Source organism: Janthinobacterium sp. C22, assembly GCF_057919405.1.
In genome coordinates, this window is sequence record NZ_CP193659.1 from 3297449 (window position 1) to 3316155 (window position 18707).

Genomic DNA, 18707 nt, shown 5'->3' on the forward strand with positions numbered 1-18707 from the left:
ATGATCAGTGATTTTTCCTGGGATAACCTGCAATTCCTGCTCGAGGCCACGCGCTGGACCATCGGCCTGTCGCTGCTCGTCTTTATCACGGGCGGCATCGCCGGCTTTGCGGTGGCGCTGCTGCGCACGGCGCGCAGCCCGGTCCTGCGCTGCATCAGCGCCCTGTACATCCAGCTGGTCCAGGGCACGCCCGTGCTGATCGTGCTGTTCCTGACGTATTACGGCCTGGCCCTGTTCGGCTACAAGCTGTCGCCGCTCATCGCGGCCGGCGCGGCGATGACGATCTTTGCCAGCGCCTACCTGGGCGAGATCTGGCGCGGCTGCATCGAAGGCGTACAGCGGCAGCAGTGGGAAGCGTCGGCCGCGCTGGCGCTGAACCGCTACCAGCAGCTGCGCTACGTCATCCTGCCGCAGGCGCTGCGCCACTCGCTGCCGCCGACGGTGGGCTTCATGGTGCAGATCATCAAGAATACCTCGATCACCTCGATCATCGGCGTGGTGGAATTGACGCGGGCAGGGCAACTGGTCAGCAATGCGACCTTCCTGCCTTTCATCGTCTTCCCCGTCGTCGCCCTGATCTACTTCGCGCTGTGCTATCCGCTGTCGCGCTACAGCCATTCACTGGAAAGGAAATTCCATGCCCATCGTTGAAATCGACAATATCAGCAAGAGCTTCGGCGCCAACCACGTGCTCAAGGGCGTCTCGTTCGCCGTCGAGCGGGGCCAGGTGATCGCCGTGATCGGCCGCAGCGGCTCCGGCAAGAGCACCATGCTGCGCTGTATCAACGGCCTGGAAACCATCGACAGCGGCAGCATCGTCGTGGCCGGCCACACGCTGACGGCGCGCCAGGAACACCTGCTCGACTTGCGCAAGGACGTCGGCATGGTCTTCCAGAGCTACAACCTGTTCCCCACCTGACGGTGGAAGAAAACGTCATGCTGGCGCCGCGCATAGTCAAGAAGGTGCCCGACGCCCAGGGCCGCGCCACGGCGCTGCGCGTGCTCAAGCAGGTGGGCCTGGACCACAAGCGCGAAGCCTATCCCGAGCAGCTGTCGGGCGGCCAGCAGCAGCGCGTGGCGATCGCCCGTTCGCTGGCGATGGAGCCGCAGGTGATGCTGTTCGACGAAGTGACGTCGGCGCTCGACCCGGAACTGACGCAGGAAGTGCTGAATGTGATGGAAGAGCTGGCGCGGGCGGGCATGACGATGCTCTTGGTGACGCACGAGATGGAATTCGCGCGGCGCATGGCTGACGTCACCGTCTTCATGCACCAGGGATTGGTGTGGGAAAGCGGGCCGTCGGAAGCGTTCTTCAGCAATCCGCAAACGCCCGAAGCGCGCCAGTTCGTCGGCGCGGGAGCGATCAAATGAGCCCCGTTTTGGTGGCGGCGTCGGCCTACGGCGCAAGCAGGGTAAGGCAGCTGGGGCAAAGCCATTTCATCGACGTGGTGGCCGATGCGGGCGGCGCCGGCATCGAGATCCGCCGCGAACTGTTCACCTCCGACTGGCCGGACCTGGCGCGCATGGGCGCGGCGGTGGCCGCGCGCGGCCTGTACTCGGTGTATTCCACGCCCATCGAATTGTGGGACGCGGACGGGCTGCTACGGCAGGAACTGCTGCAGCAGATGCTGGACGAGGCGGCGCGCCTCGGGGCGCGCTACCTGAAGGTGTCGCTGGGTTATTACCCGGCCGCGCCGGCCTTGCACGCCTTGAACGCCCAGCTGGCGGCGGCGCCCGTGGCGCTGCTGGTGGAAAACGACCAGACGGCCCATGGCGGCAAGCTGGCGACCATGGCGCGCTTCCTGGCTGCGGCGCGCGACATCGGCCTGCCGGTGGGGCTGACCTTCGACATCGGCAACTGGCGCTGGGTGGGCGAGGATGCGCAGCAGGCGGCGCGCCTGCTGGCGCCGTACGTGCGCTATGTGCATTGCAAGGCCGTGCTGGAGGAGGGAGGGCGGCTGTCCGCCTGCGCCGTCTCCGACGCCGATCCGGCCTGGCGCGCCGTCTTCGCGCACTTTGCGCCGGGCGTGCAGCGGGCCATCGAATTCCCGCTCGAGGCTACCGACCTGGTGGCCGAAACGGGCCGCTACATCCGGATGCTGGAGGCCGCATGACGGAACACGAAATGATGCATGGAGCGCATGCGCTCGATGTCGTCACCTACGGCGAAGCGATGGCGATGTTCGTTGCCGAGGAAACGGGCGACCTGGCGGCCGTGGCGCATTTCACGCGCCGCCTGGCCGGCGCCGAGACGAATGTCGCCATCGGCCTGGCGCGCCTGGGCTTGAAAGTCGGTTGGCTCAGCCGCGTGGGCGATGACTCGTTCGGCCGCTTCATCCGCGCCAGCGTGCAGGCCGAGGGCGTCGATTGCAGCCGGGTCGCCGCCGTCGCCGGCCAGTCCAGCGGCTTCCTGCTCAAGGAGAAGGCCGAAAACGGCGCCGATCCTCTGGTCGAATACTTCCGCAAGGGTTCCGCCGCCAGCCGGCTGGCGCCCGAGCACTTCGACCCCGCCTATTTCCTGTCCGCGCGCCACCTGCACGCCACGGGCGTGGCCGCCGCGCTGTCCGCCACCAGCCTGGCGTTCGCCGGCCAGGCCATCGACTTCATGCGCGAGCATGGCCGGACCGTGTCGTTCGATCCGAACCTGCGGCCCTCGTTGTGGCCGTCGCAAGCCGTCATGGTGGAGCAGATCAACCGCCTTGCCGCCAGGGCCGACTGGGTGCTGCCCGGCCTGGGGGAGGAAAAATCCTCACCGGTCATGACCTGCCGCACGACGTCGCCGGCTTTTATCTGCAGCAGGGCGCGCGGCTGGTGGTCATCAAGCTGGGCGCCGAGGGCGCCTACTACCGCACGGCCGACGGCGACAGCGGCATGGTGGCGGGCGAGCGCGTGGACAACGTGGTCGACACGGTGGGCGCCGGCGACGGCTTCGCGGCCGGCCTGGTCAGCGCCTTGCTGGAAGGCTTGCCGCTGGCGCAGGCGGTACGGCGCGGCAACCGCGTCGGCGCCTTCGCCATCCAGGTGGCCGGCGACATGGAAGGCTTGCCGACCCGCGCCCAGCTCGACGCGCTGGGTCAATCTTGAACCGAACAGGGGAAAACTCGTGAAAAAACATGTGCTTGTGTATAAAAAGCTGGCCGAACCGCTGCTGGCGCGCCTGCGCGCCGAATGCGAGGTGACGTATTTCGAGGCGATCGACGCGGGCAACCGCGCCGCGTTCGCCGCCGCCATCCGCGGTGCGCATGGCTTGCTGGGCGCCAGCGTGCGCCTGGACCGCGAACTGCTGGACCCGGCCTTGGACCTGCGCATCATTTCCACCATTTCGGTGGGCGTCGACCAGTTCGACGTCGATTACTTGCGCGAACGGGGCATTTTGCTGGCCAATACGCCGGACGTGCTGACGGAAACGACGGCCGACACGATCTTCGCGCTGATCCTCGCCAGCGCGCGGAGGGTCGTCGAACTGGCCGAATTCGTCAAGGCCGGACGCTGGACGCGCAGCGTGGGCGAAAGCCAGTACGGCGTCAATGTGCACGGCAAGACCATCGGCATGCTGGGCATGGGCCGCATTGGCCGCGCCGTCGCCCGCCGCGCCGCGCTGGGCTTCGGCATGCAGGTGCTGTACGTGAACGGCGAGGCCGTGCCCGAGGTGGAGGCGGCGCTGGGCGCGCGCCAGATGGCGCTCGACGAGCTGCTGGCCGGCTCCGACTTCGTTTGCGTGGTGCTGCCGCTGACGGCGCAGACGGAACGCATGATGGGGCGGCGCGAATTCGCGCTGATGCGCCCCGGCGCCATCTTCATCAACGGCTCGCGCGGGCGCATCGTCGACGAGGCGGCGCTGATCGAGGCCCTGCAGCAGGGCACCATCCACGGCGCCGGCCTGGACGTGTTCGAGCGCGAACCGCTGGCGCCGGACAATCCGCTGCCGCGCATGGCCAACGTGGTGGCGCTGCCGCATATCGGCTCGGCCACGCATGAAACGCGCTACGCCATGGCGCAGCAAGCCGTGGACAACCTGCTGGCCGGCCTGCGCGGCGAGCGGCCGCGTCACCTGGTCAGCTAAGAACAGTATTTATAAAAGAATGGACAGGGCAAGAGATGAAGAACAAGGTAGCAAGGGCAATGATCATCGGCGCGGGCGCCTGCGGCGGCCTGTGCGCGGCGCAGTCGAACGTGGCCATGTACGGCATCGCGGACCTGGGCGTGGTGTCCGAGAGCGGCGGCCCCGGAGGCAGGGTGCTCAAGCTGACGAGCGGCATCGCCAACGGTTCGCGCCTGGGTTTCAAGGGCAGCGAAGACCTGGGCGGCGGCATGACGGCGATCTTTACGATGGATGCGGGCATCCTGGCCGACACGGGCGCTTCGGCCCAGGGCGGCCTGCTGTTCGGACGCCAGGCCTTCGTCGGCCTCGCCAGTGCGGCAGGCACCTTGCGGCTGGGCCGCCAGTACACGTTCATCGATAGCAGCCTGGGCGTGCTGGACCCGTTTTACCTGGGTTTTGCTGGCAGGATGAGCAATGTCTTCACGGCCGGCTACATCAGCCGGGTCGACAACAGCATCAGCTACAGCTCGCCCGTGCGCGGAGGGCTGTCCGGCGAACTGGCGTACGGCTTCGGCGAAGTGCCGGGCGACGCCTCGGCCAGGCGCTACATGGGCGCGGCGGCCACCTATGCCAGCGGGCCGCTGTACGTGCGCATGGCGCACCAGGACGCCAATACCCTGTCTGCCGCGCAGGTGGTGGGGACGGCGAGAAACACGGTGCTGGGCGCCACCTGGGACTTCGGCGTGGTCAAGGCGCATGGCGCCGTCGCCGTCAGCAAGAGCACGGCCGGTGCCGCCACCACGGTCGACAGCGCGGACCTGATGCTGGGCGCCACCGTGCCCGTGGGTCCGCACCGCATCCTGTTTTCGTACGTGCGGCGCGACGACCGGCGCGCCGCCAGCGGCGACGCTAGCCAGCTCGGCATCGGCTACACGTACGCGCTGTCGAAACGCAGCACCTTGTACGCGGCCTACGCGCACATCGACAACCGCAACGGCGCCGCCTACCTGGTGGGCAATGCCACCGACAACGGCACCGGCAACCAGGCCTGGAACCTGGGCCTGCGCCACACTTTTTAACTGGAGAATCGAATGAAGAAAACCGGATGGATTTTGGTCGGCGCCAGCACCGTGGCGCGCGAATGGATGGTCGACGCGATCCGCCAGCAGGGCGATGCGGAAGTGCTGGCCGTGGTCAGCCGCGATGCCGCGCGCGGCGCCGCCTTTGCGGAACAATTCGGCATCGCCGCCAGCTACACGGACCTCGATGCGGCGCTGGCCCATCCGGGCGCGGACGCCGTGTACATCAGCACCACCAACGAGTGGCACATGGCGCAGACCTTGCAGGCGGCGCGCGCGGGCAAGCACGTGCTGTGCGAGAAGCCGCTGGCGCTGAACCTGGAGGACGCCCGCCGCATGGTCGACGGCTGCGCCGAAGCGGGCGTGGTGCTGGGGATTAACCACCACTTGCGCAACGCCGCCAGCCACGGCAAGGTGCGCGAGCTGATACGCGCGGGCGAGATCGGCCAGCCCTTGTATTGCCGCGTGCTGCACGCGAACAACCTGCCGCAGCACCTGCGGGGCTGGCGTCTGGACGCGCCGGAATCGGGCGGCGTCACGCTCGACATGTTCGTGCACGATGTCGATACCCTGCGCTTCCTGCTGGACGCGGAACCGCGCCATGTCACCGCCTGCGCCACCAGCGGCGGCATGACGGTGGCGGGGCTGGAAGAGGGTCTGATGGCCGTCATCGAGTTCGACAACGGCACTTTGGTGCAGGTGCACGACGCGTTCAACGCGCCGTATTCGCTGTCCGGCGTGGAAATCATCGGCAGCAAGGGCACCATCTTCGCCACCGGCGTGATGACGCAGCGCCCCGTCGGCAGCATCAGCCTGACGCGCGACGGCGGCAGCATCGACATCCCCGTCGAGCATGAAAACCTGTACGTGCGCTCGGTGCGCGCCTTCCAGCGCGCCATGCGCGGCGAAGGGCAGCCGGCAGCCACGGGCGACGACGGCATGCGCGCGCTGGCGACGGCGCTGGCGGCGCAGCAAGCGAGCCGCAGCCACCAGCGCGTGACCCTGGCCGGCTGACGGCCTGCGGCAGACGTAAAAAAGCCGCCTGATCGCAAAAATCAGGCGGCTTTTTTGCCTTGAAGCCTCGAACGCCTGAAAAATCGTAGCGAGCGGATGTGAGTTGCGGCTAAGAAGCGCAACTGTGCTAGGCACGGGGCCGCCGAGGCAGTGAGCATCGCAGGCCGCAAATCGCGACGCGCAGTAGATTTTTCAGGTGTTCATCACTCTTCTCGGCGCAGGTGAGGGAACAGCAGGACGTCGCGGATGTTCGGCGAATCCGTGATGATCATCATCAAACGGTCGATGCCGATGCCGCAGCCGCCGGCTGGCGGCATGCCGTATTCCAGCGCACGGATGTAGTCGGCGTCGTAGAACATCGCCTCTTCATCGCCGGCGTCCTTGGCGGCCACTTGCGCCAGGAAGCGGGCCGACTGGTCTTCCGCATCGTTCAACTCGGAGAAGCCGTTGGCGATCTCGCGGCCCACCATGAACAGCTCGAAGCGTTCGGTGATGCCGGCCACCGTGTCGGAAGCGCGCGCCAGCGGCGACACTTCGACCGGATAGTCGATGATGTAGGTCGGTTCCCACAGCTGCGCTTCAGCCGTCTCTTCGAACAGCGCCAGTTGCAGCGCGCCCAGGCCGGCCGTGGCGAACGGCTTGACGCCGAACTTCTTCAGCTCTTCCTTGATAAAGTCAGCATCGTTCAGCTGCTCCGGCGTGTAGCCCGGCGCGTACTTGTTGATCGCTTCGACGATGGTCAGGCGGTGGAACGGTTTTGCCAAATCGAGTTCGCGGCCGCCGTAGGTCAGGGTGGCGGTGCCGTGCGCGTCGATGGCGGCCTGGCGGATGACGGCTTCCGTGAAATCCATCAGCCATTTGTAGTCGGTATAGGCCGCATAGAATTCCATCATCGTGAATTCCGGGTTGTGACGGATCGACACGCCTTCGTTGCGGAAGTTGCGGTTGATCTCGAACACGCGGTCGAAGCCGCCCACGACCAGGCGCTTCAGGTACAGCTCGGGCGCGATGCGCAGGAACATCTGCATGTCGAGCGCATTGTGGTGCGTGATGAACGGCTTGGCCGCCGCGCCGCCGGGGATCGTGTGCAGCATCGGCGTTTCCACTTCCATGAACTCGTTCTTTTCCATGAAGCGGCGGATCGACGAGATGGCGGCGGTACGCGCCTTGAAGGTGCGGCGCGTCTCTTCGTTCATGATCAGGTCGACGTAGCGCTGGCGGTACTTCGTTTCCTGGTCGGCCAGGCCGTGGAATTTGTCCGGCAGCGGGCGCAGCGACTTGGTGATCAGGCGCAGTTCGGTGACCTTGATGGTCAGTTCGTCCGTCTTGGTCTTGAACAGGGTGCCCGTCACGCCCAGGATATCGCCCAGGTCATAGTGGTGCAGGGCGGCCATGGCCGCTTCGCCGGTGAGATCAAGCGTGGCGTAGATCTGGATGCGGCCGTCGGCCTTCGGGCCGGAAGCGTCCTGCAGGGTGGCGAAGGCGGCTTTCTTGCCCGCTTCGCGCTTGAGCATCATGCGGCCGGCCAGCACCACGGTGACAGGTTCGGCTTCCAGCTCTTCGCGCGTCTTGCCGCCGTATTGCGCGTGCAGATCGGCCGCCTTGTGCTCGGGGCGGAAATCGTTCGGGAAGGCGACGCCTTGTTCGCGCAGTGCGGCCAGCTTGACGCGGCGCTCGGCGATGATCTTGTTTTCATCGGGGGCGGCGGCTTGTTCTTGGATATCCGTAGTCATGGTGTTCTTCGTTGGTGATTATTGATGATGTGGTGCCAGCGCTGGCGCCACGCTGGCAAACAGTGCGTCGACGTCGAGTGCGGAGAAATCCGGCACGATGGCAATGATGTTGTCGAATGCGGCAAACGCCTCGGCCGGCAGGGTGGTGGTGAGTACCACGACCCGCATGCCGGCACGGCGCGCCGCTTCCACGCCCAGGGCGCGTCTTCGAAGACGATGCAGTCTTGCGGCAGCGCGCCGGCCAGCTGCGCGCCTTTCAGGAACACGTCCGGGTGCGGCTTGCCCCGTTCCACGTCGGCGGCGCCGACGATGGCGTCGAAGCGGTGGTGCAGGTCCAGGCCGTCGAGCGTGAACGCGATATTCTCGTCCGGCGCGGCCGTGCCGACCACCAGCCCCACGCCATTCCGGCGCGCGCTGGCGATCAGCCGGTCGAGGCCAAGCACCGTGGCCAGGTGCGGGCCATACAGTTCGCGGTAGACGACTTCCTTTTCAGCCAGCAGGGTGACGTGGTCGGCATCCTCGCCCAGGTACTTGGCGATGATTTCGCGGCCCTGCCGTCCTGCCGTGTCGCGGAAAAAGGCGTCCGCGTCCAGCGCATGGCCGTGGCGTTCAAAGAACGCCAGCCACGATGTCGTGTGGAAGGCCATGTTGTCGACGATCGTGCCATCCATGTCGAACAGGAAGGCGCGCTGCGCCGGCACCGGAGCGGATGCGTTCATCCTTATACGCCTTGCTTGAGCGAGGCGGAGATGAAGTCGTCGATGTCGCCATCGAGCACCCCCTTGGTATTGCCCGTCTCGAAACCGGTGCGCAAGTCCTTGATGCGGGACTGGTCCAGCACGTAGGAGCGGATCTGGTGACCCCAGCCCACGTCCGTCTTCGAGTCTTCCAGCTTTTGCTGTTCGCTCATGCGCTTGCGCAGTTCATGCTCGTACAGTTTCGCTTTCAGCATTTCCATCGCTTCGGCGCGGTTGCGGTGCTGCGAACGGTCGTTCTGGCACTGCACCACGATGCCGGTTGGCGCATGGGTCATGCGGACGGCGGAGTCGGTCTTGTTGATGTGCTGACCGCCGGCGCCCGACGCGCGGTAGGTATCGACGCGGATATCGGCCGGGTTGACGTCGATCTCGATCGAATCGTCGACTTCCGGATACACGAACAGCGACGTGAACGAGGTGTGGCGGCCGTTGGCGGAGTCGAACGGCGACTTGCGCACCAGGCGGTGCACGCCCGTTTCCGTGCGCAGGAAGCCGTAGGCGTGATCGCCTTCGACCTTCAAGGTGGCCGTCTTGATGCCGGCGACCTCGCCGTCGGACTGCTCGAGGATTTCAACTTTAAAACCCTTGCGTTCGCAATAGCGCAGGTACTGGCGCAACAGCATCGAGGCCCAGTCCTGGGCTTCCGTGCCGCCGGCGCCGGCCTGGATATCGATGAAGCAGTTGTTCGGGTCCATCGGATTGTTGAACATCCGGCGGAATTCCATGCTTTCGATGACCTTGCGGATTTCCTGCACGTCCTGCTCGATCGCTTCCAGGGTCTCGTCGTCGCCTTCTTCGCGGGCCATGTCGAACAGGTCGCGGGTGTCGCGCAGGTCGGCATCGGCCTTGGCCAGGGTAAAGACGATGGCTTCCAGCGCCTTCTTCTCCTTACCGAGGTCCTGGGCGCGCTTGGGATCGTTCCAGACGGTAGGGTCTTCCAGTTCTTCGTTGACTTGCTCTAGTTTCTCCGACTTGACAGTGAAGTCAAAGATACCTCCGAAGTTCGGCTTCGCGGACCGTCAGGTCGTTGAGCAGGGCGGAGATGATATTGATGCGTTCGGCTTCCATAATGTTCTGGTCTTCTATGGTGAAATCAAACCCTGAATTATACGCGAGCGTGGCGCGTTTCCGCTGCCGCCGCGGCGCAATTGCGGCCGCGCGGGGCAATAAAATGCGTATTTTGCTGTATTTGCGACAATATTTTTGCCTTGATGATGGCTATCGTGCTGCGTATGATGCTGGCGATATTGTCTTTCCACAGGAACACATCATGCTTCAACTTCCCCGTCTCGCCCTGTTACCGCTGCTGCTGGCCGGCTGCGGCGCCTTGCCGCCCGCCGCCACGGGATCCGCCCCGGCGCCATCGGCCGCGCCGGCCGGCAGCAGCGCCACCCTGGCCCTGCTGGAGACGACGGACTTGCACGCGAACGTACTCAGTTATGACTACTACAAGCTGCAGGCGGAACCGTCGATCGGCCTGGAACGCACGGCGGCCCTGATCGCCCAGGCGCGTGCGCAATTCCCGAACAATCTGCTGCTCGACAACGGCGACACCATCCAGGGCACGGCGCTGGCCGACTACCAGGCATTGGTCAAACCGCTGGCCTGCGACCAGACCCTGGCCATCTACAAGGCGATGAATTTGCTGAAAGTGGACGGCGGCGGCATCGGCAACCATGAATTCAATTACGGCCTGGCGTTCCTGAGCCAGGTGACGGGCAACCGCTTCGACGTCGACAGCGTCGATGCCGGCAAACCGCGCTGCGCCGGCCCCGCGTTCCCGCAAGTGCTGGCCAACGTCTACAGCGCCAGGACGGGCAAGCCCCTGTTTGCGCCGTACCACATCATCGACAAGCAGATCACGGCCGCCGGCCCCGATGGCAAGGCCATCACCGCCACCGTGAAGGTGGGCATCATCAGCTTCGCGCCGCCCACCATCATGGCCTGGGACAAGCGCTGGCTGGAAGGGCGCGTCTATACGCAGGGCGTGCGCGAGACGGCGGAAAAATTCATTCCCGAGATGCGCGCGAAAGGCGCCGAGCTGGTGGTGGCCATCTCGCACGGCGGTCTCGATGACAGCCCGTACTCGCCCACCATGGAAAACGGCAATTACTATCTGTCGCAAGTACCGGGCGTGGACGCCATGCTGATCGGCCACTCGCACCAGCTGTTCCCGAACGCCGCCAGCACGGTGCCGCAGTTTAATCTGCCCGGCGTCGACAAGGTCAAGGGATTGGTCAACGGCGTACCCACCGTGATGGCCAATTTGTGGGGCAAGCACCTGGGCGTGATCGGCTTGCACCTGCGCCACGACGGCAAGCAGTGGGTGGTCGACAAGAGCGCCACCACGGTGGAAGCGCGCGGCATCCAGAATGCGGACAAGAGCTATGTACAACCCGACGCGGCCATCGCCAAGCTCGTGGCCGAGGAGCACGCGGCGACGATCGCCTACGTGCAGACACCGGTCGGCGCCACGGACTTCCGCATGTCGACGTATTTCGCCGACGTGGGCGACGTCAGCGCCATTGAGGTGGTGAACCAGGCGCAGGCCGGCTACCTGGCCGCGTATGTAAAAGCGAATTTGCCGCAGTACGCGCACTTGCCCGTGCTGTCGATGTCGTCGCCGTTCAAGAGCGGCTCGGCGGGCGTGTCCGACTACACGGACGTCAAGGCGGGCAACGTGGCGCTGAACAATGCGGCCGATTTGTATCTGTATCCGAATGCGCTGTACGGCGTGAAGATGAATGGCGCGGAGCTGAAAGCCTGGCTGGAGCAGTCGGCGCGGCGCTTCAATACCATCGACCCGAACAAGCTGGAAGCGCAGGAACTGGTCAACACGGCCCACCCAAGCTATAACTTCGACGCCATCACCAGCGCCGACGTGCGCTACCAGATCGACGTCACGCAGCCGCCGGGCCGGCGCATCCAGGGTCTGAGCTACAAAGGTAAACCTGTGGACGCGGCGCAGGAATTCCTCATCGCGACGAATAACTACCGCGCCAGCGGCGGCGGCAATTTCCCTGGCCTCGACGGCAGCAAGACGGTGGTGGCCTCGCCCGACAACAACCGCGAACTCTTGATCGCGTATGTGACGCAGCAGAAAAACCTGACGCGCGCGAAAAACGGCGCGGCGCGCAGCTGGCGCTTCGCCAAGGTGGCCACCAAAGGCCCGGTGGTGTTTCACTCGGCGCCGAACGTGATCGAGCTGGCCAAAGCGGCCGGCATCGACAACGTGACGCAGCTGAAAGCTGACGACGGCGCGGGCAAGGGCTTTGCGCTGTATCAAGTGGACCTGTCGAAGTGAAGGCATGGTTGTGTGCCATCGCCCTGGCCGTATCGCCGCTGGCATCGGCAGGGCCGGACCTGACGGCCCAGGCCAAGACCTTGATGCGCGCGGGAATCGCGACCCAGCCGCAGGCGCGCATCCTGTTCGAACGCGAGGCGGGGCAGGGCAGCGGTCCCGCCGCGTACTATCTGGGACTGATGCACAAGAACGGCATGGGCGGCCCGCAGGACGGCGCTGCCGCGCTGCGCTGGCTGGAACTGGCCGCGCAACGGGGCGTGGCGTCCGCCATGTTCATCGTGGCGAACATGCTGGCCGATACCGACGAAGCCAGGGCGCGCTACTGGCTCGACGCCGCCTGCGACCTGGACTACCCGGAAGCGCTGCAGCAGAAATCCGTCGCCCTGGCCGAAGGGCAGATGGGCTACGCACACAGCGAGGAGCAATCGTTCCTGTACCAGAAGATGGCCACGCATGCGATGGGGCACCGTGCCGCCGAGCCGTGATGATGCGCCTGGAGAATTGCTTATTTTTCTCAAGAAATATTAATTCTCGCAAATAAGTCCTTTCCTTATATTTTCTTCTCTATTTGGCTCAGTTTGAGTCCATTTATTGTTGTTATTAAAAGATCCGTGGCAGTATGTCATGAATGGTCTTTTGATAACTTTGTTATGGAAATTGAGGAAACGTATGGCAATGCAAGCAATGGCAAGGAAATCCGTCCGTGATGTCTCCCCGCGCCTGCCAGGCAAACGATGGCGGCATGCGGGTCTGGGCATGCTGGCGATGGTGGCGTCTTGCGCGATGGCGCAGCTGCCCGCGCCTGTCAAGATGGGCCATCCGAAGCTGTTTGTTAGCCAGGCTGGCTTTGAAGCCCTCAAGGCACAACTGCCTTATTACCCCACTGCGCGCTTCCCCGCCACCAAGGGCAGCATCGGTTTTCAGTTGCTGGCGCAGCACAAAAATAGCGGCGACACGGCGGATCAAGCCATTTTTGGCCAGTACATTGGTACCGGCAATGCGATTCTGATACGCCATGTGGATGGCTGGGATGTGCCCGCCGGGGCGGGAAACAGTGGCGGAACGGTGGGTATCCAGTTCGCATTGCTGGGAAATAACGTGTATGCCTCAAGTACCCAGGTCAACTTGAAGCCAGGCGAGCTCTCCAGGATGCGATTCTCTTGGGACAGCCAGGCGCACCGGCTCGAGTTGACGGTAAACGATGTCGCCATTCCCACCGTCTGGAAGACCGAGAACGGGGTGCCCGTCGAGTGGAAGGCGGATGCGCAGATATTCAGCCTCGGCGGTAGGCGCAACGAAGAGATGCAGGGCTTCGTCTTGCGTGATGGCCAGGGTGCGGCATTGATCAGCTATCCCACCATGGATGCGGGACTCAACATCGCCTGGAATGCCTTCATTTATGCGGCCGACAAGCGCCTGGCGGAAATCCGCAGCTGCGCCACGATCGCGCCCACGTCGTCCGACTACCCGAAAGCGTGCAATGTCGCCACCGGGCATCGCGGGACGATCTATGAAAGCGCGCAATTGCTGTCCATGGCATGGCTGCTGACGGAGCAGGACAAGTACAGGCAGGGCCTGCTGACGTATGCCGACATGCTGCTGGCGAGCCCACTGCCCGCCGGCAATGAATGGTCGATGGGGGGCAGGGTGGCTGCCATGGGCCTCGTCTATGACTGGCTGTTTGATCTGATGGGCAGCGAGAGTGTGCCTGCCGCACTGGGCACCGGGTCTTACCGGTCCGCCCTGGCGCAGAGGATCAAGGATACGATAGCGGCCGAAAATACGGCAACCAAGGGCGACCATCTGGTGGCTTCCATGTGTGGCAGCCAGCAGCACTTGCGCGACACGAGTACGGTCTTCGATTGCGAGCAGAAACCCATATATGAACATTGGAACCGCAATACTCCGTCTCCCTCGATTGCCACTTACTATGTCAGCGGCCATGCCTTCAGTGCCGTGACCAACATGGCGGTGGGATTGCTGGCCATCGCGGAAGAGCATCCTGAAGTCGTGCCGATGATCGACACGGCGTATGCACATTTCGACAAGGGCTTCATGGCCGCGCGCGCCGCCATTTCGGCCGATGGCGGTCATCAGATGGGTTTCGCGTATGGCGTGTCGAGCATCCCCGAGCGCTTGCTGCTGTGGCGCACGGGACTCGACAATTCGGGCGGCACGCCGCTGCTGCAGGCCGACTGGCAGGATCAATTGTTGTACCCATATATCTACGGTTTGCGCAGCAATGGCACGTTTCCTGCCAGCGGAGATAACTATGATTTGCCCGTAGGCAATCCACTGCTCGGCCAGTTGTCGCGCGGCGTGGCCAGTGTTGGCGGCGATGGCGTCGCCTGGTCTTTCTATCGCGATCAGGTCAAGGCGCATCGCGGCGGTGGCGACGAGATCCTGGAACGCTTGTTTTGGCCCGCGGAAGTAGCGCCCGTGCCGATACAAAGCTTGCCGCTGGCGCGCCATTTCAAGGTGTCGGGCCAGGTGCTGATGCGCGATACCTGGAATTATGCGCAGGCCACCGTGCTGGACTTCAAATCGTCCTCGTTCGCCGCGCAGAACCACCAGCACGCCGACCAGAACAGCTTTGCGTTGTATTACAAGGCGCCATTGCTGCTCGATACGGGCTTGTACGATAGCTATGAAAGCGTGCACTGGTGGAATTACTACACGCGCAGTGTGGCGCATAACACGATCACGGTCTACGATACGGTGGACGACCCAACGGAGCGTCTGATGACGGGGAGCGGCCTGAGCCGTGATGGCGGACAGTGGATGCAAGCGCTGCAACAGAACTATCCGACGATAGACGAAATCCAGCCCGGTGGCGTGAATGCGCTCGATGGCATCGTGCGCTATGAAAATACGCCGGAATATACCTATGCCAGCGGCAATGCCAGCAAGGCCTATTCGGCAACGCGGCTAGACCGGAATAACGGTTTTGTGCGTCAAGTACTGTTCCTGCGCCAGCCGGCATTCTGGCCCAAGCCGGTGACGGTGATCTTCGACAGCGTGCGCAGCAAACGCGGCTTGCCGGCGACATTCTTGTTGCATACGGCGCACGATCCCGCTGCCAATACCGCCAGTACCAGTAATTTGGGGGATGGCCGCTACAAGCTCGGCTACAGCACGGGACAGCGGCGCATCGCCACCGTGCGCAATGGCGACGGCATGCTGATCGCGCAAACCGTGCTGCCAGAGAATGCCGTCGTGCACAAGGTCGGCGGGCGCGATCATGACGGCACCATGTGCAGGCAGATGAGCCCGGTCAAGGCGAACGAGCAATGGGCCAGCAGCGGCGACTGCCGTTTCATGGTGCGCCGCCGCCAGGCCGATGGCAGCGATCTGTGGTTCAACCATCCGCCGCAAAAGAGCGAGCAGAAAACCACCAATGAGGATGTGGGCGCCTGGCGCCTGGAAGTCACATCGGCAACGGCGCCTGCGGTCGATGCGCCCGAGTATTTCCTGCACACGCTGTTTGTCGCCGACAACGATGGCGCCACCGGTACGGCGCAGCCGCCAGATACGCGGCGCCTGGCGGCCGTAGCCAATACCGAGGCGCTGTTGCTGGGTAGTCAGCTGCACGTGCTGTTCAATCGCGACGTGGCGCCCGCTGCGCGCATGGACTGGACCTCGCCGCTGGCCGCCGGCGCCATCCTGGCCACCGGCCTGAAGCCTGGCGTTCATTACGCCTTGACGTCGGCGCCAGCGGGCGGCGCGTTTGCCCGCAGCCTGGTCGAGGTTGCGCCAGGGGCGGGTACGCACCCCAGTTCGGATCAGGGCGTGCTCAGCATCGAGTAGGGCGGCAACAGGCTGGCGTTCATGCCGCTTCTTCCTTCTTCGGCCTGGCCCGCAAACTGGCCGCCGCCTCGCCGATGGCGAACGGGTCGCGCGACAAGATGGCGGCGCCCAGGTCGACCAGTCTGGCCGCCGCCGCGATGGCGGCCTTGACGTCGGCGATGCGCTTGAGCTGCGCCTTGCCCTTGGCGATGGCGCCCTCGATGTCGCCGCGCGCCTGCTCGGCGCCTTCGGACGTCAGGTAAATGCCGTAGGCGCGGAACAGGGCCACCATCTGGTCCAGGTGGTTTTCATATTGCTCCAGCAGCGCGCGCTCGTCCGGCGCCAGCGCTTCGCGTTCGCGGATGCGCAATTCCAGCACCAGGCTTGACGCTTGCGCCAGGCTGTCGGCGATGGCGTAGCTTTGCTCTTTTGTCAGTTCGGTCAGTGGGGTCATGGGATACTCCTGTGTGCGCGCCGCTTACCAGCGGGCGGGGGCATAGAACGCCGCTTGCCGCTGCAGCGTGTCGACGTCGCGTGAAAACTGCGCCAGCTGCCGTTCCAGTTCGGGCGCCTGCAGGCGGTCGAGATTGGCCCTCAGCGCGGCCACGCTCGCTTGCAGCGTGTCGACGGCGGCGACGTACGCGGCGGCGATCTTTTCCCTTTCCTGTAACTGCCGGCCTTCCAGGTGCAAGCGCGTGCGGATGTAATTGGCGGCCAGCGGTTCGCGCGGCGCGGCTTGGTCGACGGCGCCGCGCAGCAGGTCCAGGTCGCGCAATTCATCCTGCAAGCCGGCCCGGTAGCCGTGCTGCGCATACTCCTTGAGCGCATCGCTGACGATATCGACGGCTTCCTGCTCGTCGAGCAGTTCGCGCAAGGCCGATTTCTGCCGGCGCTGCGTGGCCAGGCGGCTCAGGTGCTCGCTCAGTTTGACGACCTTGGCCAGCTTGCCCGGATCGAGCAGGGGGCGCCGCCGCCCGGTTGCGCCAGACCGCCCAGCGCATCGCCGAGTCCACCAAGCTCTTCCTTGTAGAGAGGCAGCCTGTCATCGGCCAGCGCCGCCATGGTCTGGGCATAGCGCAGCAGGACGTCGTTCAGGCTGGCGATTGACGCGCCGGCCTGCGCGATGGCGGCGCAATCGGCGCGCGCCGCCTGTTCGCTGGCTTGCGCATCGAAACGCTCGGCCAGGATCAACCGCTTGCGCATGGCCTTGTCCATGCAGCTGCGGACGCCGCCCGCCAGCATGGGTTCGAAGTGGACCGACATCTTTTGCGTCTGGTCGGCAAAGGTGCGCACGGGCGCCAGGTCGGTGGCGCAGCCGCCCAGCAGCAGGCTGGCGCTGGCGTAAAGAAGCAGGGTGGAAACGGACGAGTTCGACGGGCGCTGCATATGGCCTCCATGCGGTAGCAGTGGCTGACGGGGCCGGCGCGCGCGCGCTGGCATGGCCGACGTTAGCATGCTGAACAAGGGCAGTATTGCGCCAGATCAGTTCGCTGTCGACGTCGCCTGGCGGCCCCGTATCGGCGCCAGGGCTGTTGCGGAATGGCGCAGGTGCGCCAATTTGCGCCATATTTTCCTTACAAAAGACTGACATCGGACGCGTAATGCGGTCTTTTTCGCATGTTGCGACGCGTCATATGTAGTTGTTGCTGGTGCATGTTTACTCACCTACAATGATTTATCGATGGGGCGGTTATCCAGCGTACGACTATAAAAATAAGTGGCATTTAAAACGTTGTAGCAGAGGAGATGACAATGAATTTGAAACAGAAATTGCTCGTGGCAAGTTTGGTTTTGGGTTTCTCGCAGGCGGCCGTCGCAGCCGACCCCATCAAGATCGGCGTGTCCGGACCGTTTACGGGCGGTTCCGCGCCGATGGGCGTGTCGATGCGCGACGGCGTCAAGCTGGCCGTCGCGGAAATCAATGCCAAGGGCGGTGTGCTGGGCCGTTCGCTTCTGCTGATCGAGCGCGATGACGAGGCGAAGAACGAACGCGGCGTGCAGATCGCGCAGGAACTGATCAACAAGGAAAAGGTCGCCGCCACCGTCGGCTACATCAACACGGGCGTGGCCCTCGCTTCGCAGCGCTTCTACCAGGAAGCCAAAATTCCCGTCATGAACAATGTGGCGACGGGTTCCATCGTCACCAAGCAATTCGCCGACCAGCCGGAAAACTACATCTTCCGCAATGCGGCCAATGACACCATCCAGTCCGGCATGATCGTGCATGAGGCGATCGAGAACCGCAAGTTCAAGAAAGTGGCGATCCTGGCCGATTCCACCAACTATGGCCAGCTGGGCCGCGAAGACCTGGAAAAGGCGCTCGACAAGAAGGGCATCAAGCCCGTCGCCGTTGAAAAATACAACATCAAGGACGTCGACATGACGGCCCAGTTGCTGAAAGCCAAGCAGGCGGGGGCGGAAGTCGTGCTGACCTACGGCATCGGCCCGGAACTGGCGCAGATCGCCAACGGCATGGAAAAACTGGGCTGGAAAGTGCCGCTGATCGGCAGCTGGACCCTGGCCATGGGTAACTTCATCGACAACGCGGGCAAGAACGGCAATGGCACGCGCATGCCGCAAACCTTCATCCAGGACGCCAGCACGCCGAAGCGCAAGGCCTTCATCGACGCCTATGTGGCCGCCTACAAGCCATCGGGCGGACGCATGCCGTCGGCCGTCTCGGCCGCGCAAGGCTACGATTCCATCTATCTGCTGGCCGCCGCCTTCAAGCAGGCGGGCGGCACGGACGGCCCGAAAGTGCGCGCCGCGCTGGAAAACCTGAATGAAAAGGTGGAAGGCGCCGTCACCACCTACAACAAGCCGTTCAGCAAGACCAACCATGAAGCGATCACGGCCGAGCTGACGGTCTTCGGCGAAGTCAAGGACGGCAAAGTCGTCCTCGCGAAATAAGCCTGGCAGACCTTCGCCGCGCAGTGGCCAGCCTTGAGGAATCAGGACTGGCCATTTTTTTATCTCCCATCCTTCGGGGAA

General features: G+C 64.2%; 14 protein-coding genes and 3 pseudogenes. 11 read left to right on the plus strand and 6 right to left on the minus strand.

All coding sequences use genetic code 11. The features are described 5' to 3' along the window. From ACRHIG_RS15380 to ACRHIG_RS15410, 7 genes and pseudogenes are all read left to right on the plus strand, one after another. Nucleotides 1–651 carry an amino acid ABC transporter permease gene (locus tag ACRHIG_RS15380; RefSeq protein ID WP_489630688.1) on the plus strand — a complete coding sequence of 217 codons (651 nt, stop codon included), beginning with the start codon at nucleotides 1–3 and terminating at the stop codon, nucleotides 649–651. After that, a pseudogene (locus ACRHIG_RS15385) lies at nucleotides 638–1371 on the plus strand (amino acid ABC transporter ATP-binding protein). Before ACRHIG_RS15380 ends, ACRHIG_RS15385 begins: the two are co-directional and overlap by 14 nt. Then, nucleotides 1368–2114 (plus strand): sugar phosphate isomerase/epimerase family protein, encoded by a 747-nt coding sequence (locus tag ACRHIG_RS15390; protein WP_489630689.1) that lies wholly within the window; start codon nucleotides 1368–1370, stop codon nucleotides 2112–2114. The pseudogene ACRHIG_RS15385 and the gene ACRHIG_RS15390 overlap by 4 nt, the downstream one beginning before the upstream one ends. An 11-nt stretch (nucleotides 2115–2125) precedes the next feature. Then, nucleotides 2126–3084 (plus strand): annotated as a pseudogene (locus ACRHIG_RS15395) (sugar kinase). Between the two features lie 19 nt (nucleotides 3085–3103). Further along, nucleotides 3104–4063: a 2-hydroxyacid dehydrogenase gene (locus ACRHIG_RS15400; RefSeq protein ID WP_489630690.1), complete on the plus strand. Its 960-nt coding sequence runs from the start codon at nucleotides 3104–3106 to the stop codon at nucleotides 4061–4063. Between the two features lie 35 nt (nucleotides 4064–4098). Further along, nucleotides 4099–5121: a porin gene (locus ACRHIG_RS15405; RefSeq protein ID WP_489630691.1), complete on the plus strand. Its 1023-nt coding sequence runs from the start codon at nucleotides 4099–4101 to the stop codon at nucleotides 5119–5121. Nucleotides 5122–5133: 12 nt separating this feature from the next. Further along, nucleotides 5134–6135 (plus strand): Gfo/Idh/MocA family protein, encoded by a 1002-nt coding sequence (locus ACRHIG_RS15410; protein WP_489630692.1) that lies wholly within the window; start codon nucleotides 5134–5136, stop codon nucleotides 6133–6135. Between the two features lie 203 nt (nucleotides 6136–6338). On the opposite strand, the gene lysS is transcribed toward ACRHIG_RS15410, so the two are convergent. From lysS to prfB, 3 genes and pseudogenes are all read right to left on the minus strand, one after another. Beyond that, complete coding sequence (gene lysS / locus ACRHIG_RS15415; protein ID WP_070291572.1) at nucleotides 6339–7868, minus strand: lysine--tRNA ligase; 1530 nt, start codon at nucleotides 7866–7868, stop codon at nucleotides 6339–6341. Between the two features lie 18 nt (nucleotides 7869–7886). Next, nucleotides 7887–8587: pseudogene (locus ACRHIG_RS15420) on the minus strand (HAD family hydrolase). A 2-nt stretch (nucleotides 8588–8589) separates the two neighbouring features. Beyond that, nucleotides 8590–9694 (minus strand): peptide chain release factor 2 gene (gene prfB / locus ACRHIG_RS15425; RefSeq protein WP_139143151.1). Its coding sequence is split into 2 segments (ribosomal slippage): nucleotides 8590–9612 and nucleotides 9614–9694, totalling 1104 coding nucleotides; the frame shifts between segments, so codons are not numbered across the junction. A 202-nt stretch (nucleotides 9695–9896) separates the two neighbouring features. Between prfB and ACRHIG_RS15430 the strand changes: the two genes are divergently transcribed. The 3 genes from ACRHIG_RS15430 to ACRHIG_RS15440 all read left to right on the plus strand — a co-directional run bounded on the left by ACRHIG_RS15430 (nucleotide 9897) and on the right by ACRHIG_RS15440 (nucleotide 15737). Further along, nucleotides 9897–11930 (plus strand): bifunctional 2',3'-cyclic-nucleotide 2'-phosphodiesterase/3'-nucleotidase, encoded by a 2034-nt coding sequence (locus tag ACRHIG_RS15430; RefSeq protein WP_489630693.1) that lies wholly within the window; start codon nucleotides 9897–9899, stop codon nucleotides 11928–11930. Beyond that, complete coding sequence (locus ACRHIG_RS15435) at nucleotides 11927–12415, plus strand: tetratricopeptide repeat protein (RefSeq protein ID WP_489630694.1); 489 nt, start codon at nucleotides 11927–11929, stop codon at nucleotides 12413–12415. The genes ACRHIG_RS15430 and ACRHIG_RS15435 overlap by 4 nt, the downstream gene beginning before the upstream one ends. A gap of 184 nt (nucleotides 12416–12599) precedes the next feature. After that, entirely contained in the window at nucleotides 12600–15737 is a 3138-nt protein-coding gene (locus tag ACRHIG_RS15440; RefSeq protein WP_489630695.1) for a heparinase II/III domain-containing protein, read from the plus strand. A 19-nt stretch (nucleotides 15738–15756) separates the two neighbouring features. Here ACRHIG_RS15440 and ACRHIG_RS15445 read toward each other — a convergent pair whose 3' ends face one another. The 3 genes from ACRHIG_RS15445 to ACRHIG_RS15455 are packed head-to-tail and all read right to left on the minus strand — an operon-like array spanning nucleotide 15757 to nucleotide 17102. Next, the gene (locus tag ACRHIG_RS15445; RefSeq protein ID WP_489630696.1) at nucleotides 15757–16170 is read right to left on the minus strand and encodes a hypothetical protein; all 414 of its coding nucleotides are present in this window, start codon (nucleotides 16168–16170) and stop codon (nucleotides 15757–15759) included. Between the two features lie 24 nt (nucleotides 16171–16194). Then, complete coding sequence (locus ACRHIG_RS15450) at nucleotides 16195–16590, minus strand: hypothetical protein (RefSeq protein ID WP_489630697.1); 396 nt, start codon at nucleotides 16588–16590, stop codon at nucleotides 16195–16197. Between the two features lie 47 nt (nucleotides 16591–16637). Next, nucleotides 16638–17102, minus strand: coding sequence for a hypothetical protein (locus ACRHIG_RS15455; RefSeq protein ID WP_489630698.1), 465 nt, complete (start codon nucleotides 17100–17102; stop codon nucleotides 16638–16640). Nucleotides 17103–17468: 366 nt separating this feature from the next. Here ACRHIG_RS15455 and ACRHIG_RS15460 point away from each other — a divergent pair, with 366 nt between their 5' ends. After that, a complete protein-coding gene (locus ACRHIG_RS15460) occupies nucleotides 17469–18626 on the plus strand; it encodes an ABC transporter substrate-binding protein (protein ID WP_076571165.1) in 1158 nt (385 codons plus the stop codon). Nucleotides 18627–18707: the final 81 nt, after the last annotated feature.

What these genes read in the sequence shown, in the direction of transcription:
- ACRHIG_RS15380 (WP_489630688.1), top strand. Translation starts at nt 1, where the DNA reads ATGATCAGTGATTTTTCCTGGGATAACCTGCAATTCCTGCTCGAGGCC.
- ACRHIG_RS15390 (WP_489630689.1), top strand. Translation starts at nt 1,368, where the DNA reads ATGAGCCCCGTTTTGGTGGCGGCGTCGGCCTACGGCGCAAGCAGGGTA.
- ACRHIG_RS15405 (WP_489630691.1), top strand. Translation starts at nt 4,099, where the DNA reads ATGAAGAACAAGGTAGCAAGGGCAATGATCATCGGCGCGGGCGCCTGC.
- ACRHIG_RS15410 (WP_489630692.1), top strand. Translation starts at nt 5,134, where the DNA reads ATGAAGAAAACCGGATGGATTTTGGTCGGCGCCAGCACCGTGGCGCGC.
- lysS (WP_070291572.1), bottom strand. Translation starts at nt 7,868, where the DNA reads ATGACTACGGATATCCAAGAACAAGCCGCCGCCCCCGATGAAAACAAG.
- ACRHIG_RS15430 (WP_489630693.1), top strand. Translation starts at nt 9,897, where the DNA reads ATGCTTCAACTTCCCCGTCTCGCCCTGTTACCGCTGCTGCTGGCCGGC.
- ACRHIG_RS15440 (WP_489630695.1), top strand. Translation starts at nt 12,600, where the DNA reads ATGGCAATGCAAGCAATGGCAAGGAAATCCGTCCGTGATGTCTCCCCG.
- ACRHIG_RS15445 (WP_489630696.1), bottom strand. Translation starts at nt 16,170, where the DNA reads ATGACCCCACTGACCGAACTGACAAAAGAGCAAAGCTACGCCATCGCC.
- ACRHIG_RS15455 (WP_489630698.1), bottom strand. Translation starts at nt 17,102, where the DNA reads ATGCAGCGCCCGTCGAACTCGTCCGTTTCCACCCTGCTTCTTTACGCC.
- ACRHIG_RS15460 (WP_076571165.1), top strand. Translation starts at nt 17,469, where the DNA reads ATGAATTTGAAACAGAAATTGCTCGTGGCAAGTTTGGTTTTGGGTTTC.